At 70.3% G+C, this 14,512-nt stretch carries 12 protein-coding genes and 1 tRNA gene; 4 read left to right on the top strand and 9 right to left on the bottom strand.

All coding sequences use genetic code 11. The annotated features are described in order from the left end of the window. Positions 1–84: 84 nt before the first annotated feature. Positions 85–1,542, top strand: a complete 1,458-nt coding sequence (locus AB0412_RS20590; protein ID WP_366404108.1) for a cellulose binding domain-containing protein — start codon at positions 85–87, stop codon at positions 1,540–1,542. A 158-nt stretch (positions 1,543–1,700) separates the two neighbouring features. On the opposite strand, the gene AB0412_RS20585 is transcribed toward AB0412_RS20590, so the two are convergent. The 4 genes from AB0412_RS20585 to AB0412_RS20570 form a co-directional block, all read right to left on the bottom strand. After that, positions 1,701–3,140, bottom strand: coding sequence for a GH1 family beta-glucosidase (locus tag AB0412_RS20585; RefSeq protein WP_366404024.1), 1,440 nt, complete (start codon positions 3,138–3,140; stop codon positions 1,701–1,703). Between the two features lie 165 nt (positions 3,141–3,305). Further along, positions 3,306–4,214, bottom strand: coding sequence for a carbohydrate ABC transporter permease (locus AB0412_RS20580; RefSeq protein ID WP_366404023.1), 909 nt, complete (start codon positions 4,212–4,214; stop codon positions 3,306–3,308). A gap of 12 nt (positions 4,215–4,226) precedes the next feature. Continuing rightward, complete coding sequence (locus tag AB0412_RS20575) at positions 4,227–5,240, bottom strand: sugar ABC transporter permease (RefSeq protein WP_366404022.1); 1,014 nt, start codon at positions 5,238–5,240, stop codon at positions 4,227–4,229. 5 nt (positions 5,241–5,245) lie between these two features. Continuing rightward, positions 5,246–6,604, bottom strand: coding sequence for an extracellular solute-binding protein (locus AB0412_RS20570; protein ID WP_366404021.1), 1,359 nt, complete (start codon positions 6,602–6,604; stop codon positions 5,246–5,248). A 341-nt stretch (positions 6,605–6,945) separates the two neighbouring features. Between AB0412_RS20570 and AB0412_RS20565 the strand changes: the two genes are divergently transcribed. After that, complete coding sequence (locus AB0412_RS20565; protein WP_366404020.1) at positions 6,946–8,001, top strand: LacI family DNA-binding transcriptional regulator; 1,056 nt, start codon at positions 6,946–6,948, stop codon at positions 7,999–8,001. A gap of 95 nt (positions 8,002–8,096) precedes the next feature. Here the strand turns inward: AB0412_RS20565 and AB0412_RS20560 are convergent. From AB0412_RS20560 to AB0412_RS20545, 4 genes are all read right to left on the bottom strand, one after another. Continuing rightward, positions 8,097–8,169 (bottom strand) — tRNA-His (locus AB0412_RS20560). Between the two features lie 128 nt (positions 8,170–8,297). Further along, a complete protein-coding gene (gene orn / locus AB0412_RS20555) occupies positions 8,298–8,900 on the bottom strand; it encodes an oligoribonuclease (protein ID WP_366404019.1) in 603 nt (200 codons plus the stop codon). Between the two features lie 132 nt (positions 8,901–9,032). Beyond that, complete coding sequence (locus AB0412_RS20550; RefSeq protein WP_366404018.1) at positions 9,033–10,253, bottom strand: helix-turn-helix domain-containing protein; 1,221 nt, start codon at positions 10,251–10,253, stop codon at positions 9,033–9,035. A gap of 376 nt (positions 10,254–10,629) precedes the next feature. Beyond that, on the bottom strand, positions 10,630–10,962 hold the full coding sequence (locus AB0412_RS20545) for a hypothetical protein (RefSeq protein WP_366404017.1): 333 nt from the start codon (positions 10,960–10,962) through the stop codon (positions 10,630–10,632). Positions 10,963–11,299: 337 nt separating this feature from the next. On the opposite strand from AB0412_RS20545, the gene AB0412_RS20540 reads away from it, so the two are divergent. Together AB0412_RS20540 and AB0412_RS20535 are read left to right on the top strand one after the other, a co-directional pair. Then, on the top strand, positions 11,300–11,827 hold the full coding sequence (locus AB0412_RS20540; protein ID WP_366404016.1) for a universal stress protein: 528 nt from the start codon (positions 11,300–11,302) through the stop codon (positions 11,825–11,827). A 150-nt stretch (positions 11,828–11,977) separates the two neighbouring features. Next, complete coding sequence (locus AB0412_RS20535) at positions 11,978–12,535, top strand: hypothetical protein (protein WP_366404015.1); 558 nt, start codon at positions 11,978–11,980, stop codon at positions 12,533–12,535. A gap of 149 nt (positions 12,536–12,684) precedes the next feature. Here AB0412_RS20535 and glmS read toward each other — a convergent pair whose 3' ends face one another. Then, a complete protein-coding gene (gene glmS / locus AB0412_RS20530) occupies positions 12,685–14,502 on the bottom strand; it encodes a glutamine--fructose-6-phosphate transaminase (isomerizing) (protein ID WP_366404014.1) in 1,818 nt (605 codons plus the stop codon). Positions 14,503–14,512 lie beyond the last annotated feature (10 nt).

Raw genomic sequence — 14,512 nt, 5'->3', positions numbered from 1 at the left:
TCCGGGTCGCTAGCGTGCTGCCGCGCCCCTCCCCCCGGGGACGCTCGTGAACCCCCCATGAACAGCAGCGAAGGCAGGCACGCGATGAGCACCCACCGGCGCAGGATCAGTGGCAGGAACAAGGCGATCGGGGCTGTGGTCGCCGCGGCCGTGGCCGGCGGTGGCGCGCTCGTGTTCACCAGCACCGCCCAGGCGGCCGGCGTCGGTGCCGCGTACACCAGGACGAGCGAGTGGTCGACCGGATACACCGCCCAGTACGTCGTGACCAACGACACCGGCGCGCGGGACACCGACTGGAAGCTGGAGTTCGACCTGCCGGCCGGCAGCAGGCTGGGATCGCTGTGGAACGCCGAGTCCAGCGTCAGCGGGCAGCACGTCACCGTCACCCCGCCCAAGTGGGACACCGACGGACTCGCCGCCGGCGAGTCGGTCACCGTCGGCTTCGTGGTCGACGGCACCGGCGATCCGACCGGTTGCCGCGTCGACGGCGCCGGCTGCTCGGCCGACGGCGGCCCGGCCCCGGAGCCCAGCGGCCGTCCCACCGAGACCCCCGCCCCCTCGCAGTCGCCGACGCCCACGGAGAAGCCGACCGAGCCGACCGGGACCGCCACCCCCGAGCCGACGGAGAGCACCGGTGACGGCACCCCCACGAGCGCCGGATTCGCCCCCTACGTCGACACCTCCCTCTACCCGGCCTTCGACCTGGTCGCGAGCGCCGAGGCCACCGGCGTGAAGAACTACAACCTCGCCTTCGTCACCGACGGCGGCGGCTGCACCCCCAAGTGGGGTGGCGTCACCGACCTGGGCAGCGACGCCGTGGCCGGGCAGATCGGCGCCCTGCGCGCCAAGGGCGGTGACGTCCGGGTCTCCTTCGGCGGCGCGGCCGGCTCCGAACTCGGCACGACCTGCACGTCGGCGGACGCGCTGGCGGCGGCGTACGAGAAGGTCGTGGACGCCTACAAGCTCACCAAGGTCGACTTCGACGTCGAGGGCGGCGCCCTGCCGAACGCCGCCGCCAACACCCGCCGCGCCCAGGCGATCGCCGCGCTCCAGAAGAACCACCCCGACCTGGACGTCTCCTTCACCCTGCCGGTGATGCCCGAGGGTCTGACCCAGGACGGCGTGAACCTGCTCGCGGACGCCAAGAAGAACGGCGTGCGGATCGACGCCGTCAACATCATGGCGATGGACTACGGACCCGCGTACAGCGGCGACATGGGCACCTACGCCGAACAGGCCGCCACCGCCACGCAGGCCCAGATCAAGGGCATCCTCGGGCTGAGCGACAGCGAGGCGTGGAAGAAGGTCGCCGTCACCCCGATGATCGGCGTCAACGACGTCGTCACCGAGATCTTCAAGGTCGACGACGCCACCCAGCTGGTGGACTTCGCCAGGTCCAAGGGCATCGGCTGGCTGTCGATGTGGTCCGGCACCCGCGACAAGGCCTGCCCCGGCGGCCCGAAGCCGGCCGCCGACGCGACGTGCAGCTCCATCGACCAGGAGAGGTTCGCCTTCACGAAGGCGTTCGCCGCCTACAAGTGAGCCACTGAGGAAAACGGGGAGCGCACGCCCCGGCCGGCTTCCCCCCAGTCCGGCCGGGGCGTCCGCGGTCCCCGGCGCACCGATGAGACGCAGAAGTACGGGGCGCGGCACTCCCCTAGGGCACCGCGCCCCGCCCCCCGTTCTCACACCGGAGCTGGTCAGATGCGCTCCGGCTCGGGCAGTGCGCCCGACCTGGCCGCCCGGCTGTACCACAGGGCGCTGGACTTGGGCGTGCGCTCCAGGGTCGCGTAGTCGACGTAGACCGCGCCGAAGCGCTTGTCGTAGCCGTACGCCCACTCGAAGTTGTCCAACAGGGACCACAGGAAGTAGCCGCGCACATCGGCGCCGTCGGTGATGGCCCGGCGCACCTCGGAGAGGTGACCGTGCAGGTAGGCGATGCGCTCGGGGTCGTGCACGCGGCCGTCGGCGTCGGGCTTGTCGTCGTAGGCCGCGCCGTTCTCGGTGATGTACAGCGGCAGACCGGGCGCCTCACGGGTGTAGCGCATGATCAGCTCGTGCAGGCCGGTCGGGTCGATGGACCAGCCCATCTCGGTTCGCTCGCCCGGCAGTTGGTGGAAGGCCACGTCGTCCGCGCCGGGCCAGGGCGAGTAGTCGCTCGCCCCGTGGCCGTCGGCCCGCGGCACCTCGGCACCGGGGTCGGCCGCCGAGACCACGGTGGGCGTGTAGTAGTTGAGGCCCAGCGCGTCCAGCGGCTGGTGGATCACACCGAGGTCGCCGTCGTGGACGAACGACCAGTCGGTGAGCGCCGAGGTCGCCTCCAGCAGCGTCTCGGGGTAGGCGCCGTGCAGGATCGGGCCGTGGAAGATCCCGTTGGCCAGGTCGTCGATCTTGCGCACCGCCACCAGGTCCGCCGGGTCGCCCGGTGAAAGGGGCCGGACCGCCGAGGAGTTGAGGCTGATCGCGACCGAGTTGCGGGCCGGCATCACCGAGCGCAGGGCGGTGCTGCCCAGACCGTGCGCCAGGTTCAGGTGGTGGGCGGCCCGCAGGGAGGCCGGCTGGTCGGTGCGGCCGGGGGCGTGCACGCCGGAGGCGTAGCCCAGGAAGGCGCTGCACCAGGGCTCGTTGAGCGTGATCCACTGCTCCACCCGGTCGCCGAGGGCCTCGCCGACGAGCTGCGCGTACTCGGCGAACCGGTAGGCGGTGTCGCGCTCGGGCCAGCCGCCCGCGTCCTCCAGCTCCTGCGGGAGGTCCCAGTGGTAGAGCGTGACCGCAGGCTTGATGCCGTGCGCCAGCAGCTCGTCGACCAGCCGGCGGTAGAAGTCCAGCCCGCGCTGCACCGCGGGGCCCCGGCCGGTCGGCTGCACCCGCGACCAGGACACGGAGAAGCGGTACGCGGTCAGGCCCAGCCGGGCCATCAGCGCCACGTCCTCGCGGTAGCGGTGGTAGTGGTCGACAGCGATGTCACCGGTCTCGCCGCCGGCCGTCTTGCCCGGCGTATGGCTGAAGGTGTCCCAGATGGACGGGGTCCGTCCGTCCTCCCGCACCGCCCCCTCGATCTGGTACGCGGAGGTCGCGGCGCCCCAGAGGAAGGCGGGAGGGAAGGTCGCCGGGTTCGCCGGCGTGGCGGAGTCAGACATGGAAGCGCTCCCAGGAGGTCGTGAAGACCGACGAGTACGAGAAGAGAGGGGGAGAAGGACGAGAAGGGAGAAGGGCGGAAGGGGAGAAGAGAAGAAGGGGAGAAGAGAAGAAGGGGAAGGGGGCCGAGGCGGCGGTGACCCGGCCCCGGTGGGGCGAGGCCGGCCTCAGCCCTTGACCGCGCCCTGCATGATGCCGCCCACGATCTGCTTGCCGAAGATCGCGAAGACCAGCAGCAGCGGCAGTGTGCCCAGCAGCGCACCGGCCATGATCAGGGACTGGTCCGGCGTGTAGCCGCGGCCGAGGCCCGCGACCGCGACCTGCACGGTCGGGTTGCCGGTCTGGGTCAGCACCAGGAACGGCCACAGGAAGTCGTTCCAGGTCTGCACGAACATCAGCATGCCCAGCACGGCCATCGCCGGGCGGGCGGCCGGGAACACCACGTGCCACACCACACGCCAGCTGCTCGCGCCGTCGACCCGCGCGGCCTCGATGATCTCGTCCGGCAGCGCCTGGAGCAGGTACTGCCGCATGAAGAACACACCGAACGCGCTCACCAGCGACGGGAAGATGACCGCCTGCAACTGGTCGGTCCAGTCCAGCTTGGCCACCATCATGTACAGCGGGATGACGCTCAGCTGCGGCGGCACCATCATCGTGCCGATCACCAGCAGCATCAGCGCGTTACGGCCCTTGAAGCGCAGCTTGGCGAAGGCGAACCCGGCGATCGTCGACAGCACCACGATGGTGACCGCCGAGATGCCCGCAACGATCGTGGTGTTGAGGAACGCCTCCCCGAGGTTGGCGTCCTTCCAGGCGATCTCCAGATTCTTGAACAGGTTGGAGCCGAACCAGAACGGCGGCGGCGTCTGCGCCAGGCGCGCGTTGTCCCGGGAGGCGGCGATCGCGGTCCAGATCAGCGGGAACAGCGAGACGATCGTGAACAGGATCAGGATCGCGTACGCGATCGGCCCGCCGTGCAGCGTCCCGCCGGCCCGCGCCGACCTCGGCAGGCGTGAGCGTTTCTGCTCCTTGGCGGGCTTCGGGGCGGCGGGGGGTGTCTCAGTCGTCGTCACGGCCGGAACTCCTTAACTACTGGCGCGCAGCCGGCGCGAGATGACGTAGTTGACGATGCCGATGACGATCAGGATCAGGAACATCGTCCAGGCGATCGCCGAGGCACGGCCCAGGTGCTGGTTCACCCAGCCCTGCTCGTACAGGTACAGGCCGAGCGTCTGGAACTGGTGCTCCGCGCCGCCGGACGCGCCCTTGTTGGCGTCGAACAGCAGCGGCTCACCGAAGACCTGGCTGGCGCCGATCGTGGAGACGACCGCCGTGAACAGGATCGTCGGCCGCAACGACGGCAGGGTGACGTGCAGGAACTGCTGCCAGCGGCTGGCGCCGTCCAGCGCCGCCGACTCGTACAGGTCCTGCGGGATCGCCTGCATCGCGGCCAGGTAGATCAGCGCGTTGTAGCCGGTCCAGCGCCAGATGATGATCGTCGAGACGGCGATCTGCGAGGGCCACTTGTCGCCCTGCCAGTCGACCGGGTCGACCCCGACGAAGTCCAGCGCCCAGTTGATCATGCCGTAGTCACGCCCGAAGAGCAGCACGAACACCAGGGAGGCGGCGGCGATCGAGGTGGCGTACGGGGCGAGCATCGCGACCCGGTAGAAGGTCGAGGCACGCAGCTTGTAGTTGAGGATGTGGGCGATGCCCATGGCCATCAGCAGCTGCGGGACGGTGGAGATGATGCCGATGGTCAGGGTGTTCTTCGCCGCGTTCCAGAAGAAGTCGTCGTCGAAGATCCGGGTGTAGTTGCGCAGCCCCACCCAGTTCATGTCGGTCGGGGCGGTCAGCTCCACCTGGTGCAGCGAGGCCCAGCCCGTGTAGATCAGCGGGAACAGGCCGAAGGCGAGGAACAGCAGGAAGAACGGCGAGACGAAGGCGTACGGGCTCCAGCGCACGTCCCGCTGCCAGCGGCGGGACAGCTTCGCCCGGCGCCGTTCGTCCTTGTCCGTGGGTACCGCGTCCTCGGGCGGGCGGCCCGGGGCCGCGCCCCCCTTGCGGGGGAGCGCGGCGGTGTCGTGGCGAGTGGCCATGCGGGTCACTTGTCCAGGTTGTTGTCGATGGTCTTGGTGGCCGTCTCCCAGGCCTCCTTCGGCGACTTGCCCTTGGTGACCAGGATGACGCCGTTGTCCGTCAGGCCCTGCTGGATGATCTGGTCCTTCGGGCCGATCACCTGGACGGGGATCTGCTTGGCCGCCTCGGCGAAGATCTGGCCGATCGGGGCGTCACCGGTCATGTCGTTCTTCGCGCCGGTGACCTCCGGCATGTCGTACGCGGTCTGCGCGCTCGGGAAGCTGCCCTGCACCTTGAACAGCTTCGCCTGCTGCTCGGGCGCGGTCAGCCAGGCGGCCAGCTTCTTGGCCTCCTCGACGTTCTTGCCGCTCTTGGGCACGGCCAGGAAGGAGCCGCCCCAGTTGCCGGACTTGGGCGCCACGGCCACGTCCCACTTGCCGGCCGCGTCGGGCTTCGACTTGCCCTTGATGTAGCCGAGCATCCACGGCGGGCAGGCCATCGCGGCGAACTTGTTGTTGGCGATCGTCTGGTCCCAGGCCGGCTGGAACTGCGTCTGCGCGCCGACCAGTCCCTTCTCGGCGGCCTCGGCGGTCAGGTCGAAGGCGGCCTTCACGGCGGGGTTCGTCTTGTAGATGACCTCGCCGTCGGAGTCGTAGAACTTCTCCTCCTCACTGCTGAGGATCGCGTTGATCAGACCGCCGGGAGAGTCCATGAAGGTGGTGCCCTTGGGCGCCTTCTCCTTGTACTGCTCGCCGACCTCGACGAACTTCTTCCAGTCGCCCGCCCACAGCTTGCCGACCTCCGCGCGGTCGGTGGGCAGGCCGGCCTTCTCGAACATGTCCTTGCGGTAGCAGATCGCCATCGGGCCGATGTCGGTGCCGAGACCGATCGTCTGGCCGTCCTTGGTCGTGGCCTGCTCCCACTTCCAGCCCACGTAGTCGCTCTTGTTCACACCGGGGGCCTTGGACAGGTCCTCGAGCTTGGCGGCCTGGGTGCCCACGATCTCGGCGATGTTGCCGACCTCGACGGCCTGGATGTCCTGCAGGCCGCTGTTGGTGGTGAGGTGGTTCAGCAGCGCCGGGTAGTAGTTCTCATTGCGCTCGACAACGTTCTCGGCGATCTTGATGTCCGGATTGAGCTTCTCGTACTCGGCGTAGAGACCGGCTTCCTTGAAGCCCATGGTGCCGAACAGACCGAGCGTGATCGTGGTCTTGCCCTCGCCGCCGGACGAGGAGCCGGAGTCGTCGTCTCCGCCGTCGTCGGCACAGCCGGCCAGCAGCCCCGTGCCCAGCGACACGACGGCCGCTATGGCCAGCGCCTTGCGGGCGAAGGGCTTCCCCCTGTTCGAGCGCGATCGAGACTGGGGGAGGGTACGTGCTCGCATTGCGTCCTCCTGTTGCCCTGACGTGCCGACCCCCCGGCCAACGGCATGGTTGGGCCCGTATTGTGCTCGCTGCGGCTCGGGCGGGGAACGTGCGGGTTGTGTATGTGTCAGGTGCTGTGGGAGCGCTCCCACAAGTGATGTGTTGAAGAGTCGCGGGTCCGGGCGGGGGTGTCAAGGGAGCAGACGTCGCAAACTGCGTTCGGTTATCGGGCTGTTAACTGGACAGTGGGTGAGCGGGCAGGGGCGGCCGGGAGCTTCCGTGACCGGCGCACTGGCGGTCACGGCAGCTCACCGGGCTGTTAGATTCCTGGCCGGTGACCTACGACGGAAGGCGGAGCCCGATGGCAAGCCACGGAGCGCGGGGCCGCAGCGGCGGCCGGCCCACCCTCGAAGAGGTGGCGGCGCGCGCAGGCGTGGGGCGCGGCACGGTCTCCCGCGTGATCAACGGCTCGCCCCGGGTCAGCGACGCCACCCGCGCCGCCGTGGAGGCGGCGGTCGCCGAGCTCGGGTACGTCCCGAACACCGCGGCCCGCGCCCTGGCCGCCAACCGCACGGACGCGATCGCCCTCGTGGTGCCCGAGCCGGAGACCCGCTTCTTCGCCGAGCCCTACTTCTCCGACATGCTGCGCGGCGTCGGATCGGCGCTGTCCGACACCGAGATGCAATTGCTGCTGATCTTCGCGGGCAGCGACCGGGAGCGGCAGCGGCTCGCCCAGTACCTCGCCGCGCACCGGGTGGACGGGGTGCTGCTGGTCTCCGTGCACGCCGACGACCCGCTGCCGGACATGCTGGCCCAGCTGGAGATCCCGGCGGTGATCAGCGGCCCCCGCTCGGCCGCGGAGACGCTGACCTCGGTGGACTCCGACAACTACGGCGGTGCCCGGCAGGCCGTGGAGCATCTCGTCGGCCGGGGCCGGCGCCGCATCGCCCACATCACGGGCCGCCTCGACGTGTACGGCGCCCAGCGCCGCATCGACGGCTACCGCGACGCGCTGCGCGAGGCGGGCCACGAGGTGGACGAACTGCTCATCGAGCCGGGCGACTTCTCCGAGGACGGCGGCCGCCGCGCGATGGTGGCACTGCTGGAGCGCCGGCCCGACCTGGACGCGGTCTTCGCCGCCTCCGACGTGACCGCCGCCGGCGCCCGGCACGCCCTGCGCGACGCGGGCCGCCGCATCCCTGACGACGTGGCGCTGGTCGGCTACGACGACTCGGCCATCGCCCGCCACATGGATCCCCCGCTGACCAGCGTGCGCCAGCCCATCGAGGAGATGGGCCGCAGAATGATCGACCTGCTGCTGTCGGAGATCGCCGACCGCCGCCCGGCGGCGTCCCGCGGGCTGGAACGCCGCCAGGTGGTGCTGGCGACGGAACTGGTGGCGCGCACGTCGTCCTGACGCCGGCCGAGGGGACGGAACGCCGGCCGAGCGGGACGGCCCGGGAACGCAATCAGCCGGTGACCTCGAGACGAGGTCACCGGCTGATCACTCAGGGTGAGTGACGGGACTTGAACCCGCGACATCCTGGACCACAACCAGGTGCTCTACCAGCTGAGCTACACCCACCACGACCGGTGCTTGGGAGAAGTCGCTCTCCCCGACCGGCCGAGAAAAAGTGTACAGGGTCCGAAGGGGTGCTCGCGCCCGGCTTTCGCGGCGCCCCTCCCCGAGCCCCTCCCCGCCCGCTCCTCCGCCTACTGAGCAGGCAGGACGTGCTTGGCCGCGATCTTCTTCGCCGTGTCGGAGTCGGGCCCCGGCTGCGGTACGAAGACGGCCTCGCGGTAGTAGCGCAGTTCCGCGATCGACTCGCGGATGTCGGCGAGGGCGCGGTGGTTGCCGTTCTTCTCGGGGCTGTTGAAGTACGCCCTCGGGTACCAGCGCCGCGCCAGCTCCTTGATCGAGGAGACGTCGACGATGCGGTAGTGGAGGTAGTCCTCCAGCGTGGGCATGTCGCGCAGCAGGAAGCCGCGGTCCGTGCCGACGGAGTTCCCGCACAGCGGGGCCTTGCCCGGCTCCTTGACGTGCTCCTTCACATACGCGAGGACCTGCTGCTCGGCGTCCTGCAGCGTCGTGCCGCCCTCCAGCTCGGCCAGCAGCCCGGACGCGGTGTGCATCTGACGCACCACCTCCGGCATCGTCTCCAGGGCCCGCTCCGGCGGGCGGATGACGATGTCGACGCCCTCCCCGAGCACGTTCAGCTCGGAGTCGGTGACGAGGGCGGCCACCTCGATGAGCGCGTCGTCCGACAGCGAGAGGCCGGTCATCTCGCAGTCGATCCACACCATGCGATCGTTCATATGTCTCACCCTACGGCTCACCGCGCCCCGGGCGATGTGGTGGTCATCGCCCTCGTGCACGACGCGCGTACGGGAACGGGCCGGGGGCTGTCGAGGCCCCCGGCCCGTTCGTCGCTCACCGTCGCTGTCGGCTCACGGCGCGCTGCGCTGGCTCGGGACGCTGCCCGCGGCCGTCAGGCCCAGTGCGGCGGCGCTCGCCGTGCGCCGGGACTGGTGCGGGACCGGGCTGTCCGGGTGCAGCGCGGCCGGGGGCCGGCCGGGGTGGCCCTGCGGTTCCGGCGCGGTGCCGCCCTGCGCGGCGGGCGCGCTGTCCGTGTCCTGGTTCCGCTCGGCCTGCGGACGCCGTGCGCGGTACGCGGCCCGGTAGGCCGCCGGGGACGAGCCCAGCTGCCGCCGGAAGTGGCCGCGCAGCGCGACCGGCGAGCGGAAGCCGCAGCGGCCGGCGACCTCGTCCACCGAGTAGTCCGACGTCTCCAGCAGGCGCTGCGCCTGGAGCACCCGCTGCGTGATCAGCCACTGCAGCGGCGCACTGCCGGTCAGCGAGCGGAAGCGGCGGTCGAACGTACGACGGCTCATGTACGCGCGGGCCGCCAGCGTCTCCACGTCGAACTGCTCGTGGAGGTGCTCCAGTGCCCAGGCGACGACCTCGGCGAGCGGGTCGGCGCCGATCTCCTCCGGTAAAGAGCGGTCCAGGTAGCGTTCCTGGCCTCCGCTCCGGCGAGGCGGCACCACCAGGCGGCGGGCGAGTGCTCCGGCCGCCTCGTTGCCGTGGTCCGTGCGCACGATGTGCAGGCACAGGTCGATTCCGGCCGCGGTGCCGGCCGATGTCAGGACGTCGCCGTCGTCCACGAAGAGTTCGCGTGGATCGACGTGCACCGACGGATAGCGTTTCGCCAGCGTCGGCGCGTACATCCAGTGGGTGGTCGCCGGACGGCCGTCCAGCAGTCCCGCCGCCGCGAGGACGAAGGCGCCGGTGCACAGCCCGACGATGCGGGCGCCCTCCTCGTGGGCCCGGCGCAGTGCGTCGAGCGCCTCCTCCGGTGGCGGTGAGGTGATCGAACGCCAGGCCGGTACGACGACCGTGCCCGCGCGGGAGATCGCCTCCAGGCCGTGTGGCGCGGTGAGTTCCAGGCCCCCTGTGGTCCGCAGCGGGCCCTCTTCGCCTCCGCACACCAGCAGGCGGTAGCGCGGTACGCCGGCGTCCTGGCGGTCAACCCCGAACACCGACAGCGGTATGGAACTCTCGAAAATGGGGCCGCCGCTGAACAGCAGCACCGCGACGATCTCCTTGCGGCGTCGCCCGGCGAGTTTCCGGGCCGCGGTCTCCGGCGCGGCAGTGGAGTCGTGGCTCATGCTGCTAAGCCCCCCTCGGTGGTCGCGGCTCCTCGGTCGTGTCGCTCCTGCACGTTTCCCCTCGGTTTTGCACGAGTCCCCCGCCGTAACAGTCAAGATCGAATCTACTGTGTCCGGTCGCGCCCGGGTGGCCAGTTCGCCACCCGGCACATTGTCGACTTGGCAACTTGGCGTGAAGCATTCGATCACGAAGCGTTGCACTCGTGGGGCGTGCAGGGAAGTGCGCCTTGTCGCAGTGGCCAATCCCCGTAGGGTGCGCAGGCGCCCTGAGGTCCTTTCCGTGCAGGTCGAACGGGGGTTGGGGGGTGGTCACGGCAGGGGATGCACAGGAACCGGAAGTTGGCTGAAAAGATGCGGGCGCGTGCGCGGAAACCGGTCAGCCGACCGGTGTATCCCCGCCGTCGTGCCGCCCGCTCCGGTGCGCGCCACCTCCCGTGCGGTGGGCGCGGGTTCGGAGGTGGTGGTGCCGGCCGCGGTGGGGTGTCCGGTCCTCTGACGGCGGGTGGGCGGCGGCGTGTGCGGAGCGGCGCATCAGGACGTGGCAGGCCCCGGTGACGGCCGCGAGGCCCAGGGCGATGCCGGTGGCACCGGCCAGGGAGGAGCCGCACCACAGCAGCACGACGGGGACGAGCAGACAGCTGAACGCCGCCCAGCGGACCACGTCGGTGATCGCGCGGTCCCCCTCCGGGGCGGGACCGGGTCCGGACATGGTGGGCTCCCTGTGGCGTGGCTCACGGAGTTCAACGCGCGGCCCGGCCGTCGGTCACTGCGTTTCCCGTGTGGACAACGGGGAAAGAAGCCGGGCGCGCCCGGCTGCCCCGGGATGTTGAATCCTGTGCAAACCGCCTGTACAACGCAGCAACCATTGCGTTACGGGCACCCCCTCGTGCATGCTCCGGGGAACCCGCTGCCAGCGTGTGCGGGATCTGGGCTTAGGAGGCGTGCCGCCGTACCCTTGGGGGTATGGGGTTGGGAAGACCATTCCCGGACACAGCTCCGCCGCACACTGTCGTCCCCCATAAAAGGATCACAACGCCGAGACAGCCATGGCCGGTCACGAATTCTTCGAACCCGCGGACCGCAAGCGACCGGTCGCCGACCCTACGGCGGCCGATCCCCTGGCGGCGGAACAGCCACGCCATTCGTGCGACCCCGCGTTCCGGCACGGAGTGGTCGTGGGCTTCGACGGCTCCACCTCCAGCGAGCGGGCCCTCGCCTACGCGATCGGTATGGCGCGGCGCTCCGGCTCGGGCCTGATCATCGTGCATGTCGCCAACCGGCTGCCGACCACCGTGTGGGCGGGCTGCGAGCCGCCGGTCTTCGTGGACGTGCCGGACCACCGCACCGAGGTGCTCGGTCTGGAGCTGGCGTGTGCGGACTACCTCGCCGAGGTGCCCTGGATCCTGGTGGAGCGCGGCGGCGACATCTGCCACGAACTGGAAGAGGTCGGCCGGGAGTACGAGGCCGACGCGATCGTGGTCGGCTCCACCCACGGCATCGTGGGCCGGCTCTTCGGCTCGGTCGCCGGCCGGCTCGCCAAGCGGGCGCAGCGGCCCGTCGTTGTCATTCCGTAACTCGCCGTTGTCCCAGGTGAGATGAGTTCTGGGAAGCGCCGTCCCCCTTCTGCGGATGCGCAAATCTACTCGTGCGTAGAGGTGTTTGTGCCTTTGTGAAGGGCATATATGCCACACCGCACAACTGCACCTGCACGAAGGGAGCCCGCCGTGGACAAAGACGTCTCCGCGGGAAGTGGAATCACCACCGTGGCCGGCCGACTGGCCCTGGGAATCACCCTGTTGGCCTTCGGGCTCGGCTCCACCGAGGTCGTCGACGGCGTGACGGCGGCGGACGCCGGGTCCATCGCCCAGTACGTGGGCGATGTCGCGCTGTTCGTCGTGGGGCTGTTCGCGCTCCGCGACGGTGACATGACCTCCGGGACGGCGTTCTCGGTTCTCGGTGCGCTGTGGTTCACCTGGGCGGTGGCGGAGCCGGGGTCCGCGAACGCGTCCGGGATGTTCCTGCTGCTGTTCGCGCTGGTGGCGCTGACGCTGGCGGCTGCGCCGGGCGACCAACTCGCCAAGGGGACGTATGGGTTGTTCCTTGTCGCGCTGGTGCTGATGGCTGTCGCCGCGTTCGCGGACAACGGGAGTCTGGCGAAGGTGGGCGGTTGGTTCGCCGTGGCCGCGGGGGCCGTTGCCTGGTATGCGGCGACGGCGGCGTTCGCGCACTGGCCGACGGTGCTTCCTCGTCGCGCGGGCCGGGGTGTGACGGCCACCGGATAGCTGCGCCGGCCGGGGAGTTGGGCGGCTCCCCGGCGTCAAAAAACGGACCCCCTGTGTGTGGGTGGCACACGTGGGGGTCCGTTCTGTTGTCCGGCCTCTGCGGGTGGGTGGGGGCTGGTCGCGCAGTTCCCCGCGCCCCCGAAGGCTTCTTATTCGACCGTTACCGACTTCGCGAGGTTCCTGGGCTTGTCGATGTCCCTGCCCAGGGCCAGCGCCGTGTGGTAGGCGAGGAGTTGGAGGGGGATGCCCATCAGGATGGGGTCCAGTTCGTCCTCGTTCTTCGGGACCACGATGGTGTGGTCGGCCTTGGCCTCGTGCTGGTGGGCCACCGCGAGGATCTGGCCGCTGCGGGCCTTGATCTCCTCCATCGCGGCGCGGTTCTTCTCCAGCAGGTCGTCGTCGGGGACGATCGCGACCGTCGGCAGGGCGGGCTCGATCAGGGCCAGCGGGCCGTGCTTGAGCTCGGAGGCGGGGTAGGCCTCGGCGTGGATGTACGAGACCTCCTTGAGCTTCAGGGAGGCCTCGCGGGCCACGGGGTAGCCCCGGACGCGGCCGATGAAGAGCATCGAACGGGCCTCGGCGTACTTCAGGGCCAGCTGCTTGATGTCCTCCTCCTGCTTGAGGATCTCGGCGATCTGCTCCGGGAGCTTGCGCAGGCCCTCGATGATCCGCTTGCCGTCGCGGACGGACAGGTCGCGGGTGCGGCCCAGGTGCAGGGCGAGCAGGGCGAAGGCGACCGTGGTGTTGGTGAAGCACTTCGTCGAGACGACGCAGACCTCCGGGCCCGCGTGCACGTAGATGCCGCCGTCCGCCTCGCGGGCGATCGCCGAGCCGACGACGTTGACCACGCCGAGGACCCGGGCGCCCTTGCGCTTCAGCTCCTGCACGGCCGCGAGGACGTCGTACGTCTCGCCGGACTGGGAGACGGCGACGTACAGGGTGTCGGGGTCGACGACCGCGTTGCGGTAGCGGAACTCGGAGGCCGGCTCGGCGTCCGCGGGGATGCGGGCCAGCTCCTCGATCATCTGGGCGCCGATCATGCCGGCGTGGTACGAGGTGCCGCAGCCGAGGATCTTCACGCGGCGGATGCGGCGGGCCTCGCGGGCGTCGAGGTTGAGGCCGCCGAGGTGCACGGTGGAGAAGCGGTCGTCGATGCGGCCGCGCAGCACGCGGTCCACGGCGTCGGCCTGCTCGTGGATCTCCTTGTGCATGTAGGTGTCGTGGCCGCCCATGTCGTAGGAGGCGGCCTCCCACTCCACGGTGGTCGGCTCGGCGGTGGTGCGGGTGCCCTCGGTGGTGTAGGTGCGGAAGTCGTCGGCCTTGAGGGTGGCCATCTCGCCGTCGTCGAGGGTGACGATCTGGCGGGTGTGGGCGACCAGGGCGGCTATGTCCGAGGCGACGAACATCTCCTTCTCGCCGATGCCGAGGACGACGGGCGAGCCGTTGCGGGCGACGACGATACGGTCCGGGAAGTCGGCGTGCAGCACGGCGATGCCGTAGGTGCCCTCGATGAGCCGGAGGGTCTCGCGGACCTTGTCCTCCAGCTTCTCCGCCTGCGAGCGGGCGATGAGGTGGACCAGGACCTCGGTGTCCGTCTCGGAGAGGAACTCGACGCCGTCGGCCTCCAGCTTGCGGCGCAGGTCGGCGGCGTTGTCGATGATGCCGTTGTGGACGACGGCGACCTTGCCCTCGGCGTCCAGGTGCGGGTGGGCGTTGACGTCGGAGGGGGCGCCGTGGGTGGCCCAGCGGGTGTGGGCTATGCCGGTGGTGCCCTTGAAGCGCGCCGGGACCTTCGCCTCCAGGTCGCGCACCCGGCCCTTGGCCTTGACCATCTTCAGGCCGGCCGTCTTCGGGGACGTCACGACGATGCCCGCCGAGTCGTAGCCCCGGTACTCCAGGCGCTGCAGGCCCTCGAGCAGCAGCGGAGCGACCTCACGCCTGCCGATGTATCCGACGATTCCGCACATATGGGTGTGT

Origin of the sequence: Streptomyces sp. NPDC052012, assembly GCF_040689265.1 — a bacterium.
GTDB lineage: Bacteria > Actinomycetota > Actinomycetes > Streptomycetales > Streptomycetaceae > Streptomyces.
Note: the sequence above shows the minus strand (reverse complement) of the source record. Positions and strands in the feature narration are given on the sequence as shown.

Bases quoted from the DNA above. Each gene is read 5' to 3' on its own strand.
- AB0412_RS20585 (WP_366404024.1), bottom strand. From the start codon at position 3,140: ATGTCTGACTCCGCCACGCCGGCGAACCCGGCGACCTTCCCTCCCGCC.
- AB0412_RS20540 (WP_366404016.1), top strand. From the start codon at position 11,300: ATGGCCGGTCACGAATTCTTCGAACCCGCGGACCGCAAGCGACCGGTC.
- AB0412_RS20565 (WP_366404020.1), top strand. From the start codon at position 6,946: ATGGCAAGCCACGGAGCGCGGGGCCGCAGCGGCGGCCGGCCCACCCTC.
- AB0412_RS20545 (WP_366404017.1), bottom strand. From the start codon at position 10,962: ATGTCCGGACCCGGTCCCGCCCCGGAGGGGGACCGCGCGATCACCGAC.
- AB0412_RS20590 (WP_366404108.1), top strand. From the start codon at position 85: ATGAGCACCCACCGGCGCAGGATCAGTGGCAGGAACAAGGCGATCGGG.
- orn (WP_366404019.1), bottom strand. From the start codon at position 8,900: ATGAACGATCGCATGGTGTGGATCGACTGCGAGATGACCGGCCTCTCG.
- glmS (WP_366404014.1), bottom strand. From the start codon at position 14,502: ATGTGCGGAATCGTCGGATACATCGGCAGGCGTGAGGTCGCTCCGCTG.
- AB0412_RS20570 (WP_366404021.1), bottom strand. From the start codon at position 6,604: ATGCGAGCACGTACCCTCCCCCAGTCTCGATCGCGCTCGAACAGGGGG.
- AB0412_RS20575 (WP_366404022.1), bottom strand. From the start codon at position 5,240: ATGGCCACTCGCCACGACACCGCCGCGCTCCCCCGCAAGGGGGGCGCG.
- AB0412_RS20550 (WP_366404018.1), bottom strand. From the start codon at position 10,253: ATGAGCCACGACTCCACTGCCGCGCCGGAGACCGCGGCCCGGAAACTC.